The organism is Streptomyces kryoterrae, from assembly GCF_054072135.1.
Map to the genome: position 1 here is coordinate 3,790,935 of NZ_CM133358.1, position 23,498 is coordinate 3,814,432.

Annotated in this window: 20 protein-coding genes and 1 pseudogene; 9 read left to right on the forward strand and 12 right to left on the reverse strand. The window is 70.7% G+C overall.

Features of this window, described 5'->3' with window-relative positions:
- Nucleotides 1-104: 104 nt before the first annotated feature.
- The 6 genes from ACW4TU_RS16100 to ACW4TU_RS16125 all read right to left on the reverse strand — a co-directional run bounded on the left by ACW4TU_RS16100 (nucleotide 105) and on the right by ACW4TU_RS16125 (nucleotide 6,828).
- A complete protein-coding gene (locus ACW4TU_RS16100; RefSeq protein ID WP_457428504.1) occupies nucleotides 105-1,010 on the reverse strand; it encodes a YihY/virulence factor BrkB family protein in 906 nt (301 codons plus the stop codon).
- A gap of 50 nt (nucleotides 1,011-1,060) precedes the next feature.
- Nucleotides 1,061-1,639, reverse strand: a complete 579-nt coding sequence (locus ACW4TU_RS16105) for a 2'-5' RNA ligase family protein (RefSeq protein ID WP_457428505.1) — start codon at nucleotides 1,637-1,639, stop codon at nucleotides 1,061-1,063.
- A gap of 254 nt (nucleotides 1,640-1,893) precedes the next feature.
- Nucleotides 1,894-2,907 carry a tryptophan--tRNA ligase gene (trpS, locus tag ACW4TU_RS16110; RefSeq protein ID WP_457428506.1) on the reverse strand — a complete coding sequence of 338 codons (1,014 nt, stop codon included), beginning with the start codon at nucleotides 2,905-2,907 and terminating at the stop codon, nucleotides 1,894-1,896.
- Nucleotides 2,908-3,556: 649 nt separating this feature from the next.
- Complete coding sequence (locus ACW4TU_RS16115) at nucleotides 3,557-5,020, reverse strand: glycine hydroxymethyltransferase (RefSeq protein WP_457428507.1); 1,464 nt, start codon at nucleotides 5,018-5,020, stop codon at nucleotides 3,557-3,559.
- Nucleotides 5,021-5,249: 229 nt separating this feature from the next.
- Complete coding sequence (locus tag ACW4TU_RS16120; RefSeq protein WP_457430143.1) at nucleotides 5,250-6,440, reverse strand: glutathionylspermidine synthase family protein; 1,191 nt, start codon at nucleotides 6,438-6,440, stop codon at nucleotides 5,250-5,252.
- A gap of 7 nt (nucleotides 6,441-6,447) precedes the next feature.
- Entirely contained in the window at nucleotides 6,448-6,828 is a 381-nt protein-coding gene (locus tag ACW4TU_RS16125) for a hypothetical protein (protein ID WP_457428508.1), read from the reverse strand.
- Between the two features lie 137 nt (nucleotides 6,829-6,965).
- Here ACW4TU_RS16125 and ACW4TU_RS16130 point away from each other — a divergent pair, with 137 nt between their 5' ends.
- Nucleotides 6,966-7,799, forward strand: coding sequence for a hypothetical protein (locus ACW4TU_RS16130; RefSeq protein WP_457430145.1), 834 nt, complete (start codon nucleotides 6,966-6,968; stop codon nucleotides 7,797-7,799).
- 107 nt (nucleotides 7,800-7,906) lie between these two features.
- On the opposite strand, the gene ACW4TU_RS16135 is transcribed toward ACW4TU_RS16130, so the two are convergent.
- Entirely contained in the window at nucleotides 7,907-8,563 is a 657-nt protein-coding gene (locus tag ACW4TU_RS16135) for a DUF3050 domain-containing protein (RefSeq protein WP_457428509.1), read from the reverse strand.
- Between the two features lie 371 nt (nucleotides 8,564-8,934).
- Here ACW4TU_RS16135 and ACW4TU_RS16140 point away from each other — a divergent pair, with 371 nt between their 5' ends.
- From ACW4TU_RS16140 to ACW4TU_RS16165, 6 genes are read left to right on the forward strand one after another with little or no spacing between them, the layout of a single operon-like run.
- Nucleotides 8,935-9,534: an antibiotic biosynthesis monooxygenase gene (locus ACW4TU_RS16140; RefSeq protein ID WP_457428510.1), complete on the forward strand. Its 600-nt coding sequence runs from the start codon at nucleotides 8,935-8,937 to the stop codon at nucleotides 9,532-9,534.
- A gap of 36 nt (nucleotides 9,535-9,570) precedes the next feature.
- Nucleotides 9,571-11,784 carry an aminodeoxychorismate synthase component I gene (gene pabB / locus ACW4TU_RS16145; protein WP_457428511.1) on the forward strand — a complete coding sequence of 738 codons (2,214 nt, stop codon included), beginning with the start codon at nucleotides 9,571-9,573 and terminating at the stop codon, nucleotides 11,782-11,784.
- Nucleotides 11,781-13,349, forward strand: coding sequence for a benzoate-CoA ligase family protein (locus ACW4TU_RS16150; protein ID WP_457428512.1), 1,569 nt, complete (start codon nucleotides 11,781-11,783; stop codon nucleotides 13,347-13,349). The genes pabB and ACW4TU_RS16150 overlap by 4 nt, the downstream gene beginning before the upstream one ends.
- A 50-nt stretch (nucleotides 13,350-13,399) precedes the next feature.
- On the forward strand, nucleotides 13,400-14,986 hold the full coding sequence (locus tag ACW4TU_RS16155) for a class I adenylate-forming enzyme family protein (RefSeq protein WP_457428513.1): 1,587 nt from the start codon (nucleotides 13,400-13,402) through the stop codon (nucleotides 14,984-14,986).
- Nucleotides 14,983-16,221, forward strand: coding sequence for an FAD-dependent monooxygenase (locus tag ACW4TU_RS16160; RefSeq protein ID WP_457428514.1), 1,239 nt, complete (start codon nucleotides 14,983-14,985; stop codon nucleotides 16,219-16,221). The genes ACW4TU_RS16155 and ACW4TU_RS16160 overlap by 4 nt, the downstream gene beginning before the upstream one ends.
- Nucleotides 16,222-16,247: 26 nt before the next feature.
- Nucleotides 16,248-17,075, forward strand: a complete 828-nt coding sequence (locus ACW4TU_RS16165) for an aminotransferase class IV (protein ID WP_457428515.1) — start codon at nucleotides 16,248-16,250, stop codon at nucleotides 17,073-17,075.
- A gap of 64 nt (nucleotides 17,076-17,139) precedes the next feature.
- Here ACW4TU_RS16165 and ACW4TU_RS16170 read toward each other — a convergent pair whose 3' ends face one another.
- Nucleotides 17,140-17,631, reverse strand: coding sequence for a carboxymuconolactone decarboxylase family protein (locus ACW4TU_RS16170; RefSeq protein ID WP_457428516.1), 492 nt, complete (start codon nucleotides 17,629-17,631; stop codon nucleotides 17,140-17,142).
- Between the two features lie 68 nt (nucleotides 17,632-17,699).
- On the opposite strand from ACW4TU_RS16170, the gene ACW4TU_RS16175 reads away from it, so the two are divergent.
- Both ACW4TU_RS16175 and ACW4TU_RS16180 read left to right on the forward strand, forming a co-directional pair.
- Nucleotides 17,700-18,098 (forward strand): hypothetical protein, encoded by a 399-nt coding sequence (locus tag ACW4TU_RS16175; protein WP_457428517.1) that lies wholly within the window; start codon nucleotides 17,700-17,702, stop codon nucleotides 18,096-18,098.
- A pseudogene (locus ACW4TU_RS16180) lies at nucleotides 18,095-18,801 on the forward strand (isocitrate lyase/PEP mutase family protein). Before ACW4TU_RS16175 ends, ACW4TU_RS16180 begins: the two are co-directional and overlap by 4 nt.
- A gap of 27 nt (nucleotides 18,802-18,828) precedes the next feature.
- Here the strand turns inward: ACW4TU_RS16180 and ACW4TU_RS16185 are convergent.
- The 4 genes from ACW4TU_RS16185 to ACW4TU_RS16200 all read right to left on the reverse strand — a co-directional run bounded on the left by ACW4TU_RS16185 (nucleotide 18,829) and on the right by ACW4TU_RS16200 (nucleotide 23,455).
- Nucleotides 18,829-19,968, reverse strand: coding sequence for a DUF5954 family protein (locus ACW4TU_RS16185; protein ID WP_457428518.1), 1,140 nt, complete (start codon nucleotides 19,966-19,968; stop codon nucleotides 18,829-18,831).
- 50 nt (nucleotides 19,969-20,018) lie between these two features.
- A complete protein-coding gene (locus ACW4TU_RS16190; RefSeq protein WP_457428519.1) occupies nucleotides 20,019-20,768 on the reverse strand; it encodes a hypothetical protein in 750 nt (249 codons plus the stop codon).
- A 562-nt stretch (nucleotides 20,769-21,330) separates the two neighbouring features.
- Nucleotides 21,331-21,693: a hypothetical protein gene (locus ACW4TU_RS16195; protein WP_457428520.1), complete on the reverse strand. Its 363-nt coding sequence runs from the start codon at nucleotides 21,691-21,693 to the stop codon at nucleotides 21,331-21,333.
- On the reverse strand, nucleotides 21,683-23,455 hold the full coding sequence (locus ACW4TU_RS16200) for a hypothetical protein (protein WP_457428521.1): 1,773 nt from the start codon (nucleotides 23,453-23,455) through the stop codon (nucleotides 21,683-21,685). The genes ACW4TU_RS16195 and ACW4TU_RS16200 overlap by 11 nt, the downstream gene beginning before the upstream one ends.
- Nucleotides 23,456-23,498 lie beyond the last annotated feature (43 nt).

The window sequence follows — 23,498 nt, forward strand, 5'->3', positions numbered from 1 at the left end:
GGTGGGCGTGGGGTTTCTTCACCCCCGCCGCCCCTACCCGTCCCGTCCTGTTCCTGGGGGCTGCGCCCCCGGACCCCCCTTTCGGCCCTGAAGGGGCCTCGTCCTCAAACTCCCCCAGAGGGGGGACCCCCAGGCAGGCTGGAAGCTTCGGGAGATTTGGGCTCGGCCTTGCCCTCCGCCGTCCAGGACGCGCAGAACAGGACGAGTTTCGACGTGAAGTTGATCCACAGCAACAGGGCCACGGGCACGCCGAACGCGCCGTACATGCTCTTCGCCGCCACCCCCTGCATATAGCTGCTGAGCAGCAGCTTCAGCAGTTCGAAGCCGGCCGCGCCGATCAACGCGGCGACGAACAGCCGACGCCGGGTCGGCTCGACGCCGGGCAGCAGGGTGAGGACGTACAGGAGCAGGAGGAAGTCGGCGAGAACCGCGACCGCGAACGCCGCGAGGCGGAGCAGGACCGCGCCCCAGCCCGCCTCGTCGATGCCGAGTCCCCGTGCCGTCCAGCCGACCGCCGCCGAGGCGATGGTGGACGCGGCGATCGTGACGAGGACGGCGCCGCCGAGCCCGACCAGTACACCCATGTCCTTGACCTTGCGCAGGACGGGGTTCCCCTCGTCCTCCGGCACCTCCCACACCGCCCGCAGACACTCCCGCATCGAGCCGACCCACCCGATGCCGGTGAACAGCAGCACGGCACCGGCGATCACCCCGATCGTGCCGGCGTTCTGGACCAGACCGTTGATGTCCAGCTGCTCGGAGATGCCGGGCACCTGCTCGGCGATCTTCTCCTGGAGCTCCTTCTGCCGCCCGGTGCTGAGCGTGGCGGCGGCGATCGCGGCGGCCACGGTGAGCAGCGGGAACAGGGCCACGAAGCTGATGAAGGTCATCGCCGCGGCCAGTCGCGACCACTTCACCCGGTCGAGACGCTCGTACGACCGCCACACGTGCGTGGTCATCAGGCGGACGACGATCGGTCCGACGCCGGGGAGCTTCTTCAGCCAGTCCATGGTGACCTTGTACCCCGGAAGCGCCTGCTGGTGGTGGTTTTTTAGGGGTTCTACCTGGTCGGAAGGGGGCCGCGCTCCACATGGGTGGCCTGCGGCGGCACCACGGCCGCGCCGAAGGTGTACTCGCGCAGCTTGCGCCACACCTCGTCGGCCCCCCGCTCGTAGAGCGCGAAGCCCGTGCAGGACCAGTCGGCCTCGTAGTCGGCGAGTTCCGCGAAGGCGCGGTCCATCGCCTCCTCGGCGATGCTGTGCGCGACCGTCACATGCGGGTGGTACGGGAACTGCAGTTCGCGCGCCACCGGCCCGGAGGCGTCACGGACCTGCTTCTGCAGCCAGGTGCAGGCCTCCGCGCCTTCGACGATCTTGACGAACACGACGGGCGACACCGGCCGGAAGGTGCCCGTCCCGGAGAGCCGCATCGGGAAGGGCCGGCCCGCCGCGGCCACCTCGACGAGGTGTGCCTCGATGGCGGGCAGCGCCTCGGAGTCGACTTCCGTGGGCGGCAACAGGGTGACATGGGTGGGGATACCGTGTGCGGCGGCGTCGCCGAAGCCCGCACGCCGCTCCTGGAGCAGGCTGCCGTGTGGCTCCGGGACCGAGATCGACACACCGATCGTTACGGTCCCCACGTCGTCTCCTGTTCGTCGTCCCGGTGTTGCTCGTGCTGTGTTGCTCGTGCGGTTTCGTGTGTGCGGTGTTGCTGGCGCCCGTATTGCTCATATGGGCTGTTGCTCGTACCGGTCGGCTATCGACTGTACGGCCACGGCGGGTCTGCGGGCAGGCGCAACCGTAGTGATGTGCAGCGCTCTGATGCCGCGTCGTGCGCCGTGCGGTGGTACAGGTACCCGCGCGGCGACGGTTAAGCGCTTCCCGACGTCTCGGCTCAGTGCTTCGCGGGCAGGAAACCCACTCGCCCGTACGTCTGGGCGAGGGTCTCCGCGGCGACGGCCCGTGCCTTCTCCGCGCCCTTGGCCAGGATCGAGTCGAGCGTCTCCGGGTCGTCCAGATACTGCTGGGTGCGCTCCCGGAACGGCGTCACGAAGTCGACCACGACGTCGGCGAGGTCCACCTTGAGCGCGCCGTAGCCCTTGCCGTCGTATGTCCGCTCAAGCTCGGCGATGTCCGTGCCGGTGAGGGTCGAGTAGATGCCGAGCAGGTTGCTGATGCCTGGCTTCTCCTTCGGGTCGAAGCGGATCACGGTGTCCGTGTCCGTGACCGCGCTCTTCACCTTCTTGGCGGTGGTCTTCGGCTCGTCGAGGAGGTTGATGAGGCCCTTGGGCGTGGACGCCGACTTGCTCATCTTGATCGACGGGTCCTGAAGGTCGTAGATCTTCGCCGTCTCCTTCAGGATGTACGGCTTCGGGATGGTGAAGGTCTCGCCGAAGCGGCCGTTGAAGCGCTCGGCGAGGTCACGGGTCAGCTCGATGTGCTGGCGCTGGTCCTCGCCGACCGGCACCTCGTTCGCCTGGTAGAGCAGGATGTCGGCGACCTGGAGGATCGGGTACGTGAACAGCCCGACGCTCGCGCGGTCGGTACCCTGCTTGGCGGACTTGTCCTTGAACTGGGTCATCCGGGACGCCTCGCCGAAGCCGGTGAGGCAGTTCATGATCCAGGCGAGCTGGGCGTGCTCGGGGACATGGCTCTGGACGAACAGCGTGCAGCGGTCGGGGTCGAGCCCGGCCGCGAGGAGCTGCGCGGCGGCCAGTCGGGTGTTGGCCGTGAGCTCCTTCGGGTCCTGCGGGACCGTGATCGCGTGCAGGTCGACGACCATGTAGAACGCGTCGTGGGACTCCTGTAGGGCCACCCACTGGCGTACGGCGCCGAGGTAGTTGCCGAGGTGGAACGAGCCTGCGGTGGGCTGGATTCCGGAGAGCACGCGGGGACGGTCTGAGGCCATGTTCACCATTCTCTCAGGTGTCGGGGCCCGGTCCGGTACGGATACCGACACGGGTCGACCACTGATCGGAAACAGGGCCGGACAATGATGTGTGGTGTGGGGGGCTGATCGTGAGGCTGAGGGGCCGGTGCCGGGACCGGGGCCAGTGTGCGGCGGGCTGTGCGGGGGCTGACCGTGGGGCTGGGGGGCGGTGCCGGCGTCGGTGTGCGGTGGGCGGTGTGGGGGCAGGCCTCGGGGCCGGGGTCGGTGCCGGGGGCGCGCTGCTGATACGCCGAGCGGCGGACCGGCGCGAGGCCGGACCGCCGCAGGGCCACGACAGGAGCGGATCGAGCTGTAGTGCTGGCGCAGGCCGGCCGAGGTCGGCCCAGGTCAGCGCCGGTCCGCTCGGACCAGTCCAGGTCGGCTCAGGTCAGCCCGGATCAGTCCGACGTCACTGCCGGTCCGCCCGGACCGGGCCGAGGCCACCCCAGGTCGGCCGGGCCAGCTCCCGGCCAGCCCAAGTCCGCCCGGATCCGCCCGAGTCCAGCCCAAGTCGGCGCACGTCCGCCCAGGTCACCCCGGATCAACCCGAGGCCGGCGCAGGTCGGGCCAGGTCAGCCCGGGGTCAGATCAGGTCAGGTCAGGTCAGGTTGGCCCAGGCCGGACGAGGTCAGCCCAGGTCGATCTCCGGGTACAGCGGGAAGCCCGCCACCAGGTCCGTTGCCCTGTGGGAGATCTCGTCGGAGATCTTCGTGTCCAGGACGTGGGACGCCTTCGAGGGGGCGCCCGACTTCGTGGTGCCGGGCTCGGCGGCGGTGAGGACGCGGTCGATCAGACCGGCCACCTCGTCCATCTCCGCCGTGCCCAGGCCCCGCGTGGTCAGGGCGGGCGTGCCGATGCGGATGCCCGACGTGTACCAGGCGCCGTTGGGGTCGGCCGGGATGGCGTTGCGGTTGGTGACGATGCCCGAGTCGAGGAGCGCGGTCTCGGCCTGGCGGCCGGTGAGGCCGTAGGAGGAGGCGACGTCGATCAGGTTGAGGTGGTTGTCGGTGCCGCCGGTGACGAGGGTGGCGCCCCGGCTCATCAGGCCCTCGGCGAGCGCGCGGGCGTTGTCGACGATGCGCTGGGCGTAGTCCTGGAAGGCGGGCCGACGAGCCTCGGCAAGGGCGACGGCCTTGGCGGCCATGACGTGCGGGAGGGGGCCGCCGAGGACCATCGGGCAGCCGCGGTCGACCTGGTCCTTGAGGGAGTCGTCGCACAGGACCATGCCGCCGCGCGGGCCGCGCAGCGACTTGTGCGTGGTGGTCGTCACGATCTGGGCGTGCGGGACCGGGTCGAAGTCGCCGGTGAGGACCTTGCCCGCGACCAGGCCGGCGAAGTGCGCCATGTCGACCATGAGCGTCGCGCCGACCTCGTCGGCGATCTCGCGCATGATCCGGAAGTTCACCAGCCGGGGGTACGCGGAGTAGCCCGCGACGATGATCAGCGGCTTGAAGTCACGGGCCGACGTACGCAGCGCCTCGTAGTCGATCAGGCCGGTCGCCGGGTCGGTGCCGTAGGAGCGCTGGTCGAACATCTTGCCGGAGATGTTCGGGCGGAAGCCGTGGGTGAGGTGGCCGCCGGCGTCCAGGGACATGCCGAGCATGCGCTGGTTGCCGAAGGCCTGGCGCAGCTCGGCCCAGTCGGCGTCGGAGAGGTCGTTGACCTGGCGGGCGCCGGTCTTCTCCAGGAACGGGACCTCGACGCGGTCGGCGAGGACGGACCAGAAGGCGACGAGGTTGGCGTCGATGCCGGAGTGCGGCTGGACGTAGGCGTGCCGGGCGCCGAAGAGTTCGCGGGCGTGCTCGGCGGCGAGGGACTCGACGGTGTCGACGTTGCGGCAGCCGGCGTAGAAGCGGCGGCCGACGGTGCCCTCGGCGTACTTGTCGCTGAACCAGTTACCCATGGCCAGCAGGGTGGCCGGGGAGGCGTAGTTCTCGGAGGCGATCAGCTTGAGCATCTCGCGCTGGTCGGCGACCTCCTGGCCGATGGCGTCGGCGACGCGCGGCTCGACGGCGCGGATCACGTCGAGAGCGCTGCGGAAGGCGGTGGATTCGGTGGAGAGGGGCTGGGTGGAGGGGGACTCGGCTGACATGGGGACCTCCGGACGTGGCGTTCGGCGTTCACGGCTCGGCCCAGGCGCACGGCACTCACTCACGGACCCCGGCAGCGAATGACACCGGGTCCTGGGGCCGCTTCCCGATGGTCGGTCCCATCCCAGCGCGCCAGTCACGGCCCGCCGGGAAGCCTACCGGGCAGGCCGGAGGACCGGGCCGCCCTGTCCACCATACGAGCGACGCCCGCCCACACAGGTGCAGCGGGCGTCAGAGGATCACGTGGGGCAGGAAACGGGCGTACTCGTCCGTGATCAGGCCGGCCGACTCGCGGATGCCGAGGCCCGCCGACTCGTTCTCGACGACCCAGGCGCCGAGGACGACGTGGTTGCCGTCGAAGGTGGGCAGGGGCGCCAACTCCTGGTAGCAGCACCGCTCTTCGGCCTCATGTGCGGCGGGGGCGGTGTGCGGCTCGTGGACCGTCACTCCGGCGCCCTCCCGGCCGAGGAGCGGCTTGGCGACGTAACCGGTCGTGTGCGCCAGTTCCCGGGGGCCGTCCAGGTGGGCGGGGAGGAGGTTGGGGTGGTCCGGGTAGAGCTCCCAGAGGACGGCGAGGAGGGCCTTGTTGCTGAGGAGCATCTTCCAGGCCGGTTCGATCCACAGGGTGCTGCCCGTGCCACCGCCGTTGTCCAGGGTGTCGAGGACGTGGTCCGCGAACGCGTCGGTGGTGAGCCATTCCCACGGGTACAGCTTGAAACAGCTGCGGATGAAACGGAGTTGGTTGTCGACGAAGCGCCCGGAGAGCGGGTCCCAGCCGATCTCCTCCACGGAGATCCAGTCGGTGTCGAGACCCGCCTGCTCCGCTGTCTCCTTCAGATACGCGACGGTCATCAGGTCCTCGCCGATCTCGTCGGCGGCGGAGTGCGCGAAGTGGAGGGGGCTGCCGGGCGGGAGGAGGGCGGCCTGCTTCTGCCAGGCGGCGATCAGACGTTCGTGGAGGGAGTTCCACTGGTCGGCGCCGGGGAAACGGTCCTCCATCCAGAACCACTGGGGGGAGGCGGCCTCGACGAGGGAGGTGGGGGTGTCGGCGTTGTACTCGAGGAGCTTCGCGGGGCCGGTGCCGTCGTAGCGGAGGTCGAACCGGCCGTAGACGGACGGGAGTTCGGCGCGGCGGTGCCAGGCCTCGGCGACCGCTGCCGCGATCCGCGGGTCGGTGATGCCGAGGTCGGCGAAGCGGTTCGCGGTGACGATGTGGTCGGCCGCCGCGAGGCACATGCCGTGGAGTTCCTCGACGACCTCCTCCAGCGCCTCCACCTCCGGGAGCGAGAAGACGTAGTACGCGCTCTCGTCCCAGTAGGGACGCAGGGAGTCGTCGGGATGGCGGGTGAGCGGGTAGATGAGCCCTTGTCCCTCGACGGTCCGCTGCCAGTCGGGACGGGGTTCGATCGTGCGGCGCTGCATGGCGGGCTCAGCCGCCCGAGCTGCCGTCGCCGCCGCCGAGGCCGCCGCGGTGGACGCCGGTGTGGCTGCTGTCACCGTCGCCGCTGCTCGAACTGCCGCTGCCCTTGCTGGACTTGCTGGACTTGGTGAAGGAGCCGCCCTTCACCCAGCCGGACTTCTTCTTGCCGCCGTAGTAATGGGCGCCGTTGACGCTCGTGGTGGTCTTGCAGTTCTTCTCGGCGACGACCTTGTAGCCCTTGGCCGCGTTGTAGCTGTCACGGTCGACGCAGCGCTTGTCGGGGTCGTCGGAGGAGCAGGCGGTGAGGGCGGCGGCGAGCAGGCCCATGCCGCCGAGTACGACGGTGCCTGAACGGAGTCTTCTGCCCGGTTGTCTGCGTGCGTCAGCCATGTCTGCGTCTCCCCGTTGGCGTTCGGCTCGGTTTGAAGTCGGCTCAGCTTAAAGATCGCCTGCGGCCGGTGCTCACCTGGCCCCCTGCCCCTCCCGCCCCCTTCCCGCCCGCCTAGAGTCGCTTGGTGCTCTTTGGAATGGTGTGCGCGCTCAGCGCGGCGGTCTGCTTCGGTACGGCGACGGTGTTGCAGGCGGTGGCCGCGCGGGCGGCGGTCGGTACCGACCCGTCCGGGGGCAGTGGCCCGGGCGGCGACGCGGCCTTGTTGTTGCGGGCGTTGCGGCAGTGGCGGTACCTCGCCGGGCTGGCTCTGGACGGGCTCGGCTTCGTCTTCCAGATCGCCGCGCTGCGGTCCCTTCCGATCTACGCCGTCGGCGCGGCGTTGGCCGCGAGTCTCGCCGTCACCGCGGTGGTCGCCGCCCGGTTGCTGCGGGTGCGGCTGAGCGGGGTGGAGTGGGCCGCGGTGGGGGTGGTGTGCGCCGGGCTGGGGATGCTCGGGCTGGCGTCGGGGACGGAGGGCGAGCGGGCCGGGTCGGACGCGCTGAGGTACGCGATGCTCGCGACCGCGGTGGGCTTGCTGGTGCTGGGATTGCTGAGCGGGCGGTTGCCGGAGCGGGGACGGGGGCTGGTGCTCGGGTTGGCGGCCGGATTCGGGTTCGGGGTGGTCGAGGTGTCAGTACGACTCGTCGACGAGGTGTCGGTGGGGGCACTGGCGGGGAACGCGGCGGTGTACGCGCTGGTGGTGGGGGGTGGGGCGGCGTTTCTCGCGCTGACGTCGGCGTTGCAGCGGGGGGCGGTGACCGTGCCGACGGCGGGGATGGTGATCGGGGAGACGATCGGGCCGGCGTTGATCGGGGTGGTGTGGCTGGGGGACCGCACCCGGGAGGGGTTGGGGTGGCTGGCGGTCGCGGGGTTCGGGGTCGCCGTGGCGGGAGCGCTGGCACTGGCCCGGTTCGGCGAGGCACCGGAATAGGTCTCGCCCCCGCCGCCCCTGCCCGTCCCATCCTGTTCCTGGGGGCTGCGCCCCCAGACCCCCTGTCGCGCTGAACGCGCTCGTCCTCAAACTCCCCCAGAGGGGGGTCACCCAAGCCCCTCCGCCACCCCGTCCCACAACCGCACCCTCGCCTCCAGCGCGTCCGTCGCCGTCTCCGCCGCCTCCGCCCAGCGCTCGTCGCTCGCACCGCACAGGTCGGCGACCATCTGCATCGCCATGGGCGTGTGCTCCTCGCCGTCGACCTCGATGTGGCGGGACAGGTAGTCGCGGAACAGGGGGAACCGGTCCGTACCCTCCTCCTTGATGACCTGGTCGAACATGTCCGGGATGAGGTCCTCCCGGGAGAAGGCGAAGGCCGCGGCCCGGCAGTGCAGTGGCCGGTCGTTGATGATCTCGAACGTGGTGCGGACGAACTCGGCTGCGGGGCCGGGGACTTGGGCGACCCGCAGCGCCGAGTTCACGTCGTGCCCCTCTCCCACCAGCGCGACGAACGTGTCGATACGGGACGTGTCCGCCGCCGCCTCGCCCATACCTGCCCGGTACAGCTCGAAGTGGCTGGTGAAGCCGCCGTTCAGCTCGTCGCTCTCCTCGACGAGCACGATGTCGTTGATGAGGCGCCGGCTCACCTCCGACCCGCGCGGCACCCAGGGGACGTCGACACAGGTCAGCTCCCGTTGCAGCGACTTGAGCAGGGACATGAAGTCCCATACCGCGAACACATGGTGTTCCATGAACGTCGCCATGTGTTTCCTGGTGCTTATCCGCTGGTAAATCGGGTGGGCGGTCACTTCTTTTCGTACGGGTTCGATCACGGACCGGGCCCGCTCGATTCCTTCGTGGGTCATATCCCAGTCGTACCTGGACACGAAATCTCCCTAGCATCGGCCGAACGACGATTCGAATGACGATCGAACGGCGATCGTGCAACTTACCCACTCCCCCAGGCAAGCCCTTTCCTGAATTCCGGAAAAGTTACCCCGAGTAGCACTCGAAAGAACACGGCAAGCAGCCCTAAAAGCCGATAAAAAGTAACCTTCCGGACACCTTCACGGAGGTTTTGAAAATCTTCGTTGAAGGTTTGAGCGTGATCGGTTCGTGCTGCGTATACGACGGTGTGACCAGGAATCCCGTCACCGTCACGGTGGCGTATCACGTGATCCCGGGCCGCGAGACCGAGTTCCACTCCTGGGGGTGGGCCGTGCTGCGTGCGAGGGCGCGTGAGCCGGGTTTCCTGGGGGGTGGTGTGCTTGTCGACGGAGAGGCGGAATGGCATGTGGTCTACCGCTTCGACAGTGAGAGTGCGGCCCTGGCCTGGGAGAACTCCGACAGTTGGACGCAGTGGGCGGCCAGGGCGGAGGGGCTCGCCCGGGAGACCGGGCGCCGTACGGTCCGGGGCTCCAAGGTGTGGTTCGAATCCCAGACGGACTCACCGGCCACCGCCCCGGCACCGGCCGCACCGCCGCGCCCGCCGGACAAATGGAAGCTGTGGTTCGTGAATATGAGCGCGGTTTTTCCGCCTGTGCTCATATTCAATCTGACCATTCTTCCGTTCCTCGGCGGCGTAAATCCACTCATTCGCACGCTGCTGCTGTGTCTGGCCGTGACGGCACTCGTCACCTGGATTCTCATGCCGCGCCTTCAGCGTTTCTTCAAGAAATGGCTCTACCCACCGCTCCAGGCACTTCGTGGACGGCACAAGAGGCGAACCGCATGAACGGCGACATGAACGACGCAAGGGAGGTGGGCGCGGGTGAAGACCCTGCTCATCGACAATTATGACTCGTACACGTACAACCTGTTCCAGCTGATCGCGGAGGTCAACGGCGAAGAGCCGACGGTGATCCGCAACGACACGCCGGCCGGGAGAGTCGACAGTCTGCTGGAATTCGACAAGTTCGAGAACGTGGTCGTCTCCCCCGGGCCCGGGCACCCCGCGGTCCCCCGCGACTTCGGGATCAGCGCACGTGTACTCGCCGGCTCGCGGATACCCGTACTCGGCGTCTGCCTCGGTCACCAGGGCATCGCGCTCGGCGAGAGCGGCGGGATCGCGCCCGCCCCCGAGCCCCGGCACGGGCATCTCTCCACGATCCGGCACGACGAGCGGGACCTCTTCAAGGGACTGCCGCAGAACTTCACCGCCGTGCGCTACCACTCCCTCTCCGTGCGCGAACCGCTGCCCGACACCCTTGAGGCCACCGCCTGGGCCGAGGACGGCGTCCTGATGGGGCTGCGGCACCGTACGCGCCCCCTGTGGGGAGTGCAGTTCCACCCGGAGTCGGTCCTCACCGAGTACGGCCGCCGCATGCTCATGAACTTCCGCAACCTCACGGCGGACCGCGCCCGCAAGCTCCGTACCAAGAACACCGCCGTCACCCGCACCGCGGCGGCGATGCCCGCGCCCTCCTCCCCGGTGCTCATCCCGCGTGCCGCCCGCATCCCCGCCCAGCGCCGCTCGCCGCAGCAGCGGCCCACGCACCGGCTGCACACCCGCCGGATCGCCGGCGCCGTGGACACGGAGGCCGCCTTCGGCCGGATGTACGCAGGTTCGCCGCGCGCGTTCTGGCTGGACAGTTCGCAGGTCGAGAAGGGGCGGTCACGGTTCTCGTTCTTCGGGGACGGGTCCGGTCCGCTCGCCGAGTTCGTGCGCTACGACGTCACGAGCGGCGTCTGTGAGATCGAGCGGGCCGGGCGGCCGACACGCAAGGTCGGGGCGAGCGTCTTCGACTACCTGAAGCGGCAGTTGACGAGCCGTCATGTGGACGCCACCGGCCTGCCCTTCGATTTCACCGGCGGCTACGTCGGCTACTTCGGGTACGAGACGAAGGCCGACTGCGGAGCCTCGCCAGGCGTCCACCGGGCCCAGACCCCCGACGCCTGCTGGCTGTTCGCCGACCGGCTGATCGCGGTGGACCACCAGGAGGGCCACACATACGCCGTCTGTGTCGCCGAGGACACCCCGCAGGCCACGCTGGAGGCCGCGGACTGGCTCGACAGCGCCCTGGCCCAACTCTCCTGCGTGTCCGGTCAGCAACCCCCGTTGCCCGTACCGGCCGCCGAGCCGGACCCCGCCTCGGCGGAACCCTGGCTGGTGCGCGACCGGGCCACCTATCTCGCCGACATCGCGGCCTGCCGACGGGAGTTGACGGCCGGCACGAGCTACGAGGTCTGTCTGACCAACGCGGCCCGGCTGCCCGCCCCGACCGACGCGTACGACTACTACCGGGTCCTGCGTCACGTCAACCCGGCGCCGTACGCGGCGTTTCTGCGGTTCGGGGACCTCGAGGTGGCCGGCTCCTCTCCCGAGCGGTTCCTGCGGATCACCCGGGACGGCATGGCCGAGGCCAGACCCATCAAGGGCACCGCCCCGCGTGGCCACCACCCGGAGGAGGACGACCGCCTCCGGGACGCACTCGCCGCCGACGCCAAGACACGCGCCGAGAACCTGATGATCGTCGACCTGCTCCGCAACGACCTGGGCCAGGTCTGCCGCACCGGCACGGTACGGGTCTCCCGGCTGATGGTCGCCGAGACGTACGCCACCGTGCACCAGCTCGTCTCCTACGTCGAGGGACGGCTGCGCGAGGGCACCGACTCGGTGGACGCGGTCCGCGCCTGCTTCCCCGGCGGCTCCATGACCGGCGCGCCCAAGCTCCGCACGATGGCGATCATCGACACGCTGGAGACCGAGGCCCGTGGCGTGTACTCCGGGGCCCTCGGCTACCTGGGGTGCAGTGGCGGCGCGGATCTCAGCATCGTCATCCGGACCGCCGTGATCGCCGACGGCGAGATGCAGCTGGGCGCGGGCGGCGCGATCGTCCTCGCCTCGGACCCGGTCGCGGAGTACGACGAGATGCTCCTGAAGACGGCCGCGCAGATGCGGGCCTACGAGCAGTACCAGGAGTACGAGCGGCACCCGCGGCCCTCGTCCTGGTCGGCCACCGCCGCCGAGGAGGCCGCCCGATGACGACCCACCAGGTCACCGTCGCTCCCCCCGGTCCCGTCCCCGCCGACGCCGGCGCCCCCGGCAACCTCGCCGCCCATCTCGCGGCCCTCGCCGAGCGGCGCGGCTGGAGCGACCGGGCCGCCTTCCACCAGGGTCACCGTTCCTGGACGCACGGCGAGGTGCACGAGCTGGCCGCCCGTACGGCGACGGTGCTCGCCGGGCACGGGGTGGGGGCCGGCGACCGGGTGCTCCTCGCGCTGCCCGACGGCATCACCTGGGTGACCGTCTTCCTGGCCGCCGCCCGGCTCGGTGCCGTGGCCGTCCTGGCCAACCCCGAACTCCCGCCCGCCGACCACGCGTTCATGACCGAGGACGCCGAGGCCGTGCTGTGCGTGACCGGACCCGGCCTGGAAGGGGGCGACGGAGGAGGGGGACGTTTCGCGGGACGGCCCATCCTCGGCGCCGACCAGCTCGCCGCCCTCGCCCCCACCGCCGAACCGGCCGGCACCGCCCACCCGGTGGACGCGCACACGCCTCTGTATGTGCAGTACACGTCCGGAACGACCGGGCGTCCCAAGGGAGTTGTGCACTGTCACGGCGACCCGAAGACCTACCACGACCTCATCGGGCGCCGCCTGCTGCGGATCACCCAGGACGACGTCACCCTGTCCGTCTCGAAGCTGTACTTCGCCTACGGCTTCGGCAACGCCTTCGTCTTCCCGCTCTTCTCCGGGTCGTCGGCCGTCCTGGTCGACCGTCGTCCGGCCCCGGCAGCCGTCGACGAACTCGTCGCCCGGCACCGGGTGACGCTATTCTACTCCGTGCCGTCCGCGTACGCGGCCCTGGTCGCCGACCGGGGCAACGGTCACCAGGCCTGCTTCGCCTCCGTACGGGCCGCCGTCTCCGCCGGCGAGGGGCTGCCGGACGGGCTCGGGCAGCAGGTCGGCGAGCTGCTGGGCGCGCCGGTGCTGGAGCAGATCGGCTCGACGGAGGCCGGGCACGCCTTCTGCGCCAACAGCCTCGACCACAACCACCCCGGTACGGTCGGCCGTCCCGTCCCCGGTTTCGAGGTCGAGCTGCGCGACCGCGCCGGGCTTCCGTTGTCCGACGCCGACGAGGGCGCCGAGGGCGAACTCTGGGTGCGTGGGCCCACGGTGACGAGCGGCTACCTCAACCGGCCCGAGGAGACGGCCCGTTCACTGGTCGGCGGCTGGCTGGCCACCCGGGACCGTGCGGTGCGTGAACCGGACGGCTCCTACCGGCACCTGGGCCGTGCCGACGACCTGGAGATGGTCGGCGGCATCACGGTCTCACCGCTGGAGGTGGAGGCCGTACTGCGCACCCACCCGGCGGTGAGGGAGGTCGCCGTGGCCGCTCTCACCGACGAGCGGGGCTTCAGCAGGCTGCGTGCCTTCGTGGTCCCCGCCGGGCAGGTCCGGGCGGGCCTGGAGACCGAGCTCATCGAGCTGGCCCGCGCCCGGCTCGCCGCCTTCAAGGTCCCCCGGAGCGTCAGCTTCGTCCCGTCGCTGCCCCGCACCCCGACCGGGAAACTCCGCCGCCACCTGGTCCGCCAGGGCGCCTGGTGACCATCGCAACCCCCCGCCGTATGTCACGTACTTCAGAAGGGAACGGGCGCATGCCACAGCCGCAGCCCCTGCTCGCCGACCGCGGTTTCTATCTGGGCCCGGTCTTCCGGCGGGCCGCCGACCGCCACGGAGCCGTCTTCGTCACCCTGGACCGGCCGCTCGACGTCGACCCCGAACTCGGAGTCGACCTCAGCTACTCCCAACTGGCCGATGTGGTCGAGGAGTTGTCGGCCCGACTGTGGGCGGCCGGGGTGCGACCGTCCGAGCAGGTGGCCGTCCACAAGACGGACAACGTCGACATCGTGCTGCTGACCTGTGCCGTCTCCCGTATCGGCGCGGTTCCCGTGCTGCTGTCCCCCGGCCTCGCCGGACCGGTCGTCGGCCAGTTGCTGGCCCGGCTGCAGCGGCCCTGGCTGCTCACCGACAGGGCCAAACTCACCGGCCCGCTGGGCGAGTTGGACCTCTCGCTGCTCGTGCGCCGGACCCTCTCCGTCGATGCCGACGCCGGCGCCGACGCGCCCGGCGCCGAGCCGCTGGCGATGTACGCGGGTGCCGAGCCCGCCGCCGCCGTCCGCCTCCACCCCCGCGAACCCGCCCTGATCACCCACAGTTCGGGCACCACCGGCATTCCCAAGCTCGCCGTGCACTGCGCGAACACCATGTGGAACCGTCTCGTACCGCAGCAGGCGATGGGCTGGCCCACGCGTGGGGAGACGGCCGCCCTGCACATGTCGTTCGTGCACTCGCGCTTCTACCATCTCCTCGGCGTGCTCCTGCACTTCGGCAGCCCGCTGCTCCTGATCACCGACCCGACCCCGGCCGCCGTGGGCCCGCTGCTCGCCCGCCATCGCCCGGGCATCGTGGAGACCCACCCCAACACCTTCGTACTGTGGGAGGAGTTGGCGGACGCACCGGGTCAACCGCTGTCGCGCGTACGGTCGTACGGGTCGACGTTCGACGCGATCCACCCGCGGACCGTACGGCGGCTGCTGGGCGCGTCGAAGCGCCGCAACGCCTGGCTGATCCAGCTGTACGGGCAGAGCGAGACCGGGCCCGTCGCCTTCCAGTGGTTCACCCGGCGCAGCGTCGCGAAGGCGGACGGCCGCCGGGTCGGGATCGGGATACCCGGTTTCACCCGGGTCCGGGTCACGGACGACAACGGCCGGCCCGCCGCGCCGGGCGAACCGGGTCGCATCGAGGCCCGTACACGTGGGCGCATCCTCACCTACCTCGGCGCGCGCGAGCAGTACCAGCGCCAGCTCGACGGCGACGGGTGGTGGCAGATGGGCGACATGGGGTACCGGAGCCGGCTCGGCGCGTTGTACCTCATCGACCGTGAGATCGACCAGATCGACTCCGTGCACAGCAACCTGGAGGTCGAGGACACGCTGATGGACCGGCTGGAGGAGCTGCGCGAGGTCGTCATCGTGCCGGGCGCCGACCGTGAGCCGGTGCCGGTGGTCTGCGTACGGGACGAGCTGCCGTTGGACCCGGACCGCTGGCGTCAGGCGACCGCCGATCTGCCGACGATGGCCGAGCCCCGTCAGTGGCGGTTCGAGGAGCTGCCGATGACGGCGACGTGGAAGGTGAAACGCGTGGAGATCACCCGCATGCTCGCCGAGGGCGCACGCGCATGACCCTCCCGGGAGAGGGAGCGGCACAGGCGGCGAACCAGGTACTGGTCGTGGGCGCGGGTCCCGTCGGCCTCTCGGCCGCCCTCGGTCTGCGCGCCCACGGGCTGCCCGTCGTCGTCCTGGAGGCGGACCCCGAGGAGCGTGAACGCCCGGGCAGCCGCGCCCTGTTCGTGCACCGCGAGACCCTGCGGCTGCTGGACGGGATGCGCCCGGGCCTGGCCGCCGAGTTCGCGTCGTACGGCCGGACGTGGCACACCCGGCGCACGCTGTACCGGGGCCGCGAGGTCTACTCCCGCACCTTCCCCGAGCAGCCGAAGGCGCCCGCGAACATCCCGCCCTTCACCAGCCTGCGCCAGGTGGACACCGAGCGCCTGCTGCGGGCCGCCTGCCGTGACGCCGGCGTGGAGTTCGCGTGGGGCGTACGGGTGACGGGCGTCCGGTCCTCGCCGACCGGGGTCGCCCTCACCGACTCCGACGGCGGCGTCTGGCACGGCACGCACGTCGTGGCCGCCGACGGTGCCCGCTCCGCTGTACGGGCCGAGTTGGGGATCACCATGGACGGCACGCGCTCGGAGGGGTTCCACGTGGTCGTGGACGTCGCCGACATCCCCGGCGCCGAACTCCCTCTGGAGCGCGTCTTCCACTACGAACACCCGGGCGTGGGCGGCCGAAGCGTGATGCGGGTGCCCTTCACCGGCGGCTTCCAGGTCGACCTGCAGTGCCGCGACGACGACCCGCAGGAGGCGTACGGCACGGAGGAGGCCGTACGGGACTGGCTGCCGGGGGTGTTGGAGGCACCCGGGTACGGGTCGCAGATCCTGTGGGTGTCGACGTACCGCTTCCTGCGCAAGGTCGCGGACGCGTTCACCGACTCGCACCGGCGGGTGCTGCTCGTCGGGGAGGCGGCGCATCTGTTCCCGCCGTTCGGGGCGCGCGGGATGAACAGCGGGATCGCGGACGCGGCGGCCGCGGCGGAGGCGATCGCCGCGGTGGCCAGGACGGGGCTGGTGGGAGCGGTCGCGGAGTTCGCCGAAGTTCGGCATGCGGCGGCCGTGTTCAACAGTGCCGCCGCCGGCAACGCGCTGGACCATCTGCGGCCCCGGCGCAGGATCGCCCGGGCCAAGCAGCGCGCGGCGGCGGCCCTCGCACCGGTGCTGCCGTGGTGCGGATCGTGGCTGGAGCACGCGCCGTACGGGCCCCGGAACGGGGCGCCGGCGGTGGCGGGCCGCAAGTACTGACCGAGTATCAAGAAAGAGCACACTTGATGACGCGAACAGCAACACAACCAGCGCCCACGGAAGGGCTGTTGGCATGGTCGCCGCGCCGGGGCCTGACCGGGCCGGACGCACAGAGCTACGTGCCGACGGTAGGTGAGCGACTGGTGGTCGCCGACTCCTGGCTGGTGCGCGACGGCCGGGTACGCGGCCTGGGCCGGCACCGGGAGCGCTTCCTGCGGGCGTGCGGCGACTCCGGTGGTCCCTCGCTGCGCCAACTGGTGGACTTCTGGCGGGACATGACCATCGCGCTGCCGCGCACCGGGGAGTGGTTTCCCCGGGTCGAACTTGGCGCTGAATCAAGGGAGTTGCGGCTCCTGCTCCGCCACGCACCACCACTCGGCACGGGCGTACGGGTCTGGGCCGCAGGCCAGTTGGACCCGCGTACCGTCCCTCGCCGCAAGGGCCCCGACCTGGACATCCTGGCCCGGCTCCGGCAACGGGCGGTCGCCGAGGGTGCGGACGAGGCGGTGCTGATCGCCCCCTCGGGCGTGGTCCTGGAGGGCATCCACTCCAGCGTCCTGTGGTGGGAGGACGACACCCTGTGCCTGCCCTCGCCACAGCTCCCCGTCCTGGCCGGAGTCACCGTCGCCCTCATCCAGGAACACGCCCAGCGCACCGGCGTCCGCGTCGCCCACCGCGAACGCACCCTCGCCGACCTGGACGGCCGCGAGGTGTGGCTCGTGAACGCGCTGCACGGAATCCGCCCGGTGACGGAATGGACGGGCGGAACGGAACCGTTTATGCGGACGGGGCGCGCGGTACGGGCCACCGAATGGCGGCAATGGCTGGATGGCCTGGCGGAGCCGCTGCAGTAAACAGGTGAAAAAGTTTGGGCAGGACGATTTCCATTCGCCCTGCCCTGCTTTTTGATTTCTGAATTCAGCTGTTCTTCTGGACCGGCTGATAACCCCCGGGAACCATCCGCGTCGCGATGGCGATCCGGTTGTACGCGTTGATGACGGTGGCCGCCCAGATCAGCGCGGCGACCTGTGCCTCATCGAAGACGGCGGCGGCCTCGGCGTAGACGTCGTCGGGGACGTGCCCGTCGTGCACCAGGGTCACAGCCTCGGTCAACGCCAGTGCGGCGCGCTCCCGTTCGGTGAAGAAGGGGGTCTCCCGCCAGGCGTTCAGGGCGTAGATCCGCTGCTCGGTCTCGTCCTGGGCGCGGGCGTCCTTGGTGTGCATGTCGAGGCAGAACGCGCAGCCGTTGAGCTGGGAGGCGCGAATCCGGATCAGTTCCAGGAGTTCGGGTTCCACCTTGGCGTCCTGCGCGGCGGAAACGGCGGCGCCATGCAGGGCACCCATCGAGGCGGAGACCTCGGGGGTGATTTTCTTCAGGGCGACTCGGGATATGGGTTCAGTGGTGGTCATGGGATTACTGTATACGCTGAAAAGTGCTCCGGGATCAGAAAGCTGACGGAAACGGAATAGGGGTCGGCGTGACAGAGCACAGCGACACATCACAGCCGGGCATCGCGCCCGGCGCCCGCCGCACCACGGGCACGATGTTCGCCGCCCTCCACGGCGAACTGGTCCCGCACGCATGGCGATACCCCGGGTCGGAACACGACGCCTACCAGTTGTTCCACCAACACTCGCTCGCCATGGGCTGGCTCGACGACACAGGGGCGGGAGCACCTGGTCTGTGGGCCATGAACGACGCCGGGTGGGGACACCCTCTCGCCGGCCCCGGCACGGAACTGGTCTCGTGGTTCCAGGTCGAGGCCGGTGCGGTGCCCGGCGACCGGCCGCTGCCGGTGCGGCCGTTAAACGGTGATGCGGCATTCCCCGGTCACTACACACCCGGCACGCACGGCACACCCGGTGGCGCGAAGTGACGGCAGACGCCTTCCGGGCGCTGCACCGACAGCGCCCACCCCACGACCCGTTGGTCCTGGCCGGCCCCTGGGACGCTTTCAGCGCACGGGAGTTCACGGCGCCGGATTTCCCGCGCTCGCGGCAACCAGCGCCGGGGTCGCGGTCTCGCTCGGGTATGGGGACGGGGACGAGATGTTCGCGGCGGTCGCGCGCATCGCCCGGTCCGTGGACGTACCCGTGTCGGCGGATGTGGAGGACGGATACGGGCTGGCGCCAGGGGAGTTGGTGGAGCGGCTGCTGGCGGCGGGCGTCGTCGGCCGCAACCTGGAGGACTCCCGGGCGGGCACCCTCAAGGACCCGCACGCGCACGCCGGCTGGCTCGCCGAGGTATGGGCCGCGGCGGGCGACCGGCTCTTCCCCAACGCGCGTGTCGACACGTTCACGTACGGCGAGCAGGATCCCGAACGGGCTGTCGAGCGGGCCGCGTTGTACGTCGCGGTCGGCGCCGACTGCGTCTACCCCATCGGCGCCCCGCTCGCCGCGCTGCCCCTGCTGCGGTCCGGCGTCGAGGGGCCTCTCAACGTGTTGGCCACGCTCGACGGCCCCTCTCCGGCCGAACTGGGCGCCCTCGGTGCGACCCGCGTCACCTTCGGATCCGGCCTGCTGCGGCGGACGACCGAGGCGCTGCGGGGGATCGTGGACGGGCTCAGGCAGCGAACGTAGGAAGGGCTCAGGAAACGCAGGAAGGGCTCAGGACTGGACACCGTCACCCTTCGCCGTCTTCCTGCTCTCGCGCACCGCCCGCCTCCGCTCCTCCTCCGCCTCCCACCGGCTCTTCAACTCCAGGCTTCGTTCGCTGAGTTGGACCGGCTCGTCGTCCTCCTCCCGCCACAGGCCCTGTTCCTTGAGCCGGCGTGTCTGTACGTCGACGGGTGGTTCGGGGTCGAAGTCCGAGGGGCGCGGGCCCTCGGGCCCGTCGGGGCCGACCCTGATCAGGCGTTCGACCCGGGTGACCCGGTAGCGGATGCCGTCGACGGTCGCGACGTTGGAGCGCTTCTCGTCGATACGGTCGGCGATCAGGGCGTACTCCGCGGCCTTCTCCTCGCTCAGCCGCAGGGTGAAGGGGGCCATCACGCGCAGCCAGTAGGCGAGGGAGTCACGCGCGCCCTGGGGTGTGGAGTCGGAGGAGCCGGGGTTGTGCGCACGCCAACTCCCGTCCACGCGCTCGGAGATCATGTAGACGGCGGGCAGCAGCACCCCGCCCGGGTGCGTGTGGAGTGCGCGTCGCGCCTCGTCCCGGACCGCCTGCGGTGCGCCGGGCACGATGCCGATGAACTGGATGAGGTCCAGTTTGAGGATGCCGTCGGACAGGCCGGTGCCGGTGATCGGGTCGACCACGAACCCCTTGGTACGCGGCCCCACCCGGTACGCCTCGCCGACCTCCGCCGGGTCCGGGTCGGAGGGGCGGGGCGGTTCGGGCCCGTTCGGCCCCATCCGGACGAAGCGGGAGGCACGCACGATCCGGAAGCGCTCGCCGCGCACCCGTACGTCGTTCACGACCTCCCGGTCCATGCGCACCGCCGCCGCCATCCACTTGCGCCGGGCGACCTCGTCCCCGGCGTCCTCGGCCTCACTGGCGCGCAGCCGGAACACCGAGCCGAGCGAGTCCCGGGAGCCCTGCGGGGTGTCGCTGCCGTAGCCGTAGAGCTCCCAGCCGCCCGCCTCGCGCTCCCTGGCGTGGAAGAACTCCGGGATGCCCACCCCCATCAGGTCGGGATACCGCCGCGCGGCCTCCCCCGCCTCCTGCTCCGCGAAGGCCGCGATCGGGCCCTCCTGGGCGGTGACCCGGATCGTCAGATATCCCGGAACATCATCCTTGTAGTCGCTCATGCACTGAGCGTGCACACAACGGCTCTTCGGGACACCCGATTTCACCGAATTCAGGGGGTCTGGGGTGTGGAATCCTGTGGAATCGCCGTCTCGCAGGCGCCGAGCGGCGGGCAGAACCAGGCCAACGCCGTGGTGAGAAGCTCCAGTTCGTCGTCGCGGCCGTCCGAGTCCGGGCCGTACGCGGCGATCGCGTAGATGTTGCTGTCCGAGGCCACGAAACGCTCGTCGTAGACGTGCCAGGTGCCGAGGTCGGGTTCGCCCCGTATCGAGTCGGCCAGGTACTCCAGCCGGGTTGCCGTGAAGGTGCCCTCGTCGAGGGTCTGTCGGCGGATCGCCGTGAAACCGGGCGCCTTCGGGGTCTCGTCCGAGAGGAACAGGTCGAACGACTCGGCCGGTGACGACTCCGCCACCTGGTACACCTGGATCCGGTGAGTGCGGTCCGAACTGCGGTAGTTGACCACGCGGATGCCGTACGAGGAGTCCGCCGTGGTGCGTTTCCAGCCCTGGGGGAGTGCGATCCGGAAGCCTTCCTGGTCCGGGTACAACGCGTAGCCGACGGGCGGTTCGGAGGCGAACGCGGACACGGAGGGCGAGGCCGTGCCCTCGGTGGGCGACCCGGTCACGTCCGTCGGCTGCGACGTGACGGACGTCGGGGATGTCGTGGACGCTGTGGAGGCCGTGGACTCGTGGGCCGTGGTCGTCCGGTTGTCCTTGTCGTCGTCCCCGGGGCCGACCAGGAAGGTCAGCACCAGACTCCCGGCGACGGCGACGACGGCAGCGCCGATCAGCACGGACCACATGAGCCGCCGTCTCCGCCCACCGATGCCGGCGGGCTGACCGGCGGGCGGCCAGGACGCGTTCGACCCCTCGGCGAAAGAAGGGAGACCGACGTCGTCCGTCGTTGCCTCGCCGAAAGTCGGCGAGGGCCAGACGCCCTGCGCGGCAGCAGCACCTGACCACCCGGCAGGCGCGGACACCGTGGGCGCCTCGGCCGACGCAGGCGCCTCGGCCGGCACGGGCGCGGGCGGCCACTCACCAGCGCCGGCCGGATCGACGGACGGTGGCCCGTATGGCGACACGTCCGTCCCCACTGCCCCCGGCCACCCCACAGGCCCGGACACCGCAGGCGCCTCGGCCGGCACGGGCGCGGGCGGCCACTCACCAGCACCAGCCTGACCCGCGGGCGACGGCCCGTACCCCGACGCATCCGTCCCCGCCGCCCCCGGTTCCGGCCCGGTCGGCAGGAAGTTCGGTCGAGGTGGTGGTGGCGGAGTCGGCGGAGCGGCGCTGCGGCTTGCGGTGTCCTCCCAGCGCTGTGTCTCCTCGTTCCAGTACCGCGGTCCCCCGCTCATGGTGGTCCCCTCACATCCCCAGGAGGCCCGCCACGGCCCCGGCCGAGGCGAGCACGTTCAGCAGGGTCTGGGAGTCGGTGAGCAGCTCCCGCAGTCTTTCCCGGCGCGAGGGAGCCGCCCGGCCGGTGCGGGTGATCTCCTCCTCCGTCTCCTCCAGGGCCGTACGCAGTGCGTCCGTCTCCTCGCTGGCGCGCACCCGGGCCAGGTCGGCGCGCAACTCGCGTACCGCCCTCAGGAGTTCCTCGGCCGCCTCGTCACGCTGTGGGGCCGTGCCATGGTGGGCGACGGCACTCGCGTGGCTGCCGATGGCGAAGGTGCTGTGCGAGACATCGCCGATGTTGACGTGCGGTTCGTTCGATCCATCAGTGGCCATCGGTGCCGGATCCTGTCTGCGGCGCGGCGCCGCCGGTCGTGGAGGAGGCGGTGGCGTGACTGCCGACAGCGAAGGTGCTGTTGTCGACGCGGGCGAAATTGTTCGTCACGTCGCCGTTGTTGTTGATGGTGGTGATCTTCTGCATGAACTCGCCGGTCTGGTAACCGGATTCGGCCAACGCGACCCGTACCCCGTTCGCCACCCGGTCCTGCACGTTCTTGAGGTACCGCAGGACGTCCATCTCCTGGAAGTCGGACCCGAGGGGTACGGAGCCCAGCTCCCGCACGGACAGGCTGGGCCCGTCGGGCAGCGCTCCGGCGTACCCGCCGGTCAGCAGCCGCCAGACGTACAGCAGGCCCTTGCCGAGAGTCACCAGTGAGCGGGCCACGGAGCCCGGGACCTGCGCGACGGCCCAGGCCGACTTGCCGAGCGTGTTGTTGTGGCGGTAGCGGTGCGCGGCGCGGTCGGCGTTCTTGAAGTCCTCGCGCACCGGCGTCAGGACGTGCGGGGCGACCTCCAGGGTCAGCATGCGGCCCTGGGTGTGGATGCGCACGAAGACCGTGACGACCAGTTCCTCCTCCCAGCCGCCGACGCGAATGCGCAGGAAGTGCCGTCTCTTCTCGGCGCCCTCCTCGACAGCGCGCGCCCGGTGCTCCTCGAAGGCCTGCCGGTGGTACGGCGCCTCGTCGCGCCGCAGGATCCCCTCGGCGGGCAGGAACACGCACTCGTCGATCTCCAGCCGGCGCAGCCGGTCGCGCCCGAGCTGACCGGCGTACTCGGCGGGCAGCCGCAGCTGTTCGATCAGCGGCCGGATCCTCTCCAGCACGACGCGGTTGCCGAGCGGCTGCTGCTTCTTCGTCTCGTCTGGCCGCAACTCCACGGCGAGGACCCACGTCTGGTAGGCCGCGCCCGCCCCACGGAACGGCCGCGCCTCGTTGTACATGATCAACGGCGCGTGCTGTTCGAGCCGGATACGGTCCTTCAGCCGCTGGAACCGCTCGCCCTCGGCCCGCTCGGCCGGGTCCGAGGCGGCGTCCGGGAAGCGCTGCGGGGACAGTTCCGCGGCCAGCGCCTTGGCGAACTGGCCCCGCTGCGCGGCCACGCACAGCGCGATCAGGGCGAACATCGCGAACGTGATCCAGGCCTGCCAGGGATTGATCAGATCGCTGACACTGTCGCCGGACGGCACCAGTACGTCGGTCGCGCTCGGCGAGTCGGAGAAGCCGCTGCCGCCGTACAGGCCGGAGCTGGACGAACCGTAGGACGAGCCGCTCGACGAGTCGTCGTCCACGATGCCCAACGCGACGGCCGCCGTGAAGAGGAGCAGCACCGTGAACAGGAATCGGCCCCACCAGCGGAGCAGGAAGGCGGGCACCCGCCGGTACAGGGGCGGGTACGCGGCACGGCCCCGGATCCAGGACCCGACCGCGATGTACACGATGGGCAACAGGAAGAGGGCCAGCAGACCGCCGGTCAGCGCCGCGCCGATCACCCACAGCCCCAGGATCGCCCCGGCCCACATCAGCTCCTGGCGTCTGGCCCGCAGGGCGTGCGCGAGGACGCGGGCCGCGTCGAAGCCGAGTGAGGGCGCCACGATCCGCTGTTCGTTGAGGTGCAGTTCCTCGATGACCCGGTCGCGGTATCCGGAGTCCAGATAGGTCCCGGCGCACAGCAGCCGGGTGGCCTCACTGGCGTGCGGTGGTGTGGGCGCCGGTGCGGCTGGTGTCGGCTGTGGTTGCTGCGGCACGTGTGCGGTACTCACGCGACTCCCCCGATGCGTGTAACGGCCCGTACCAGAGGGCCAG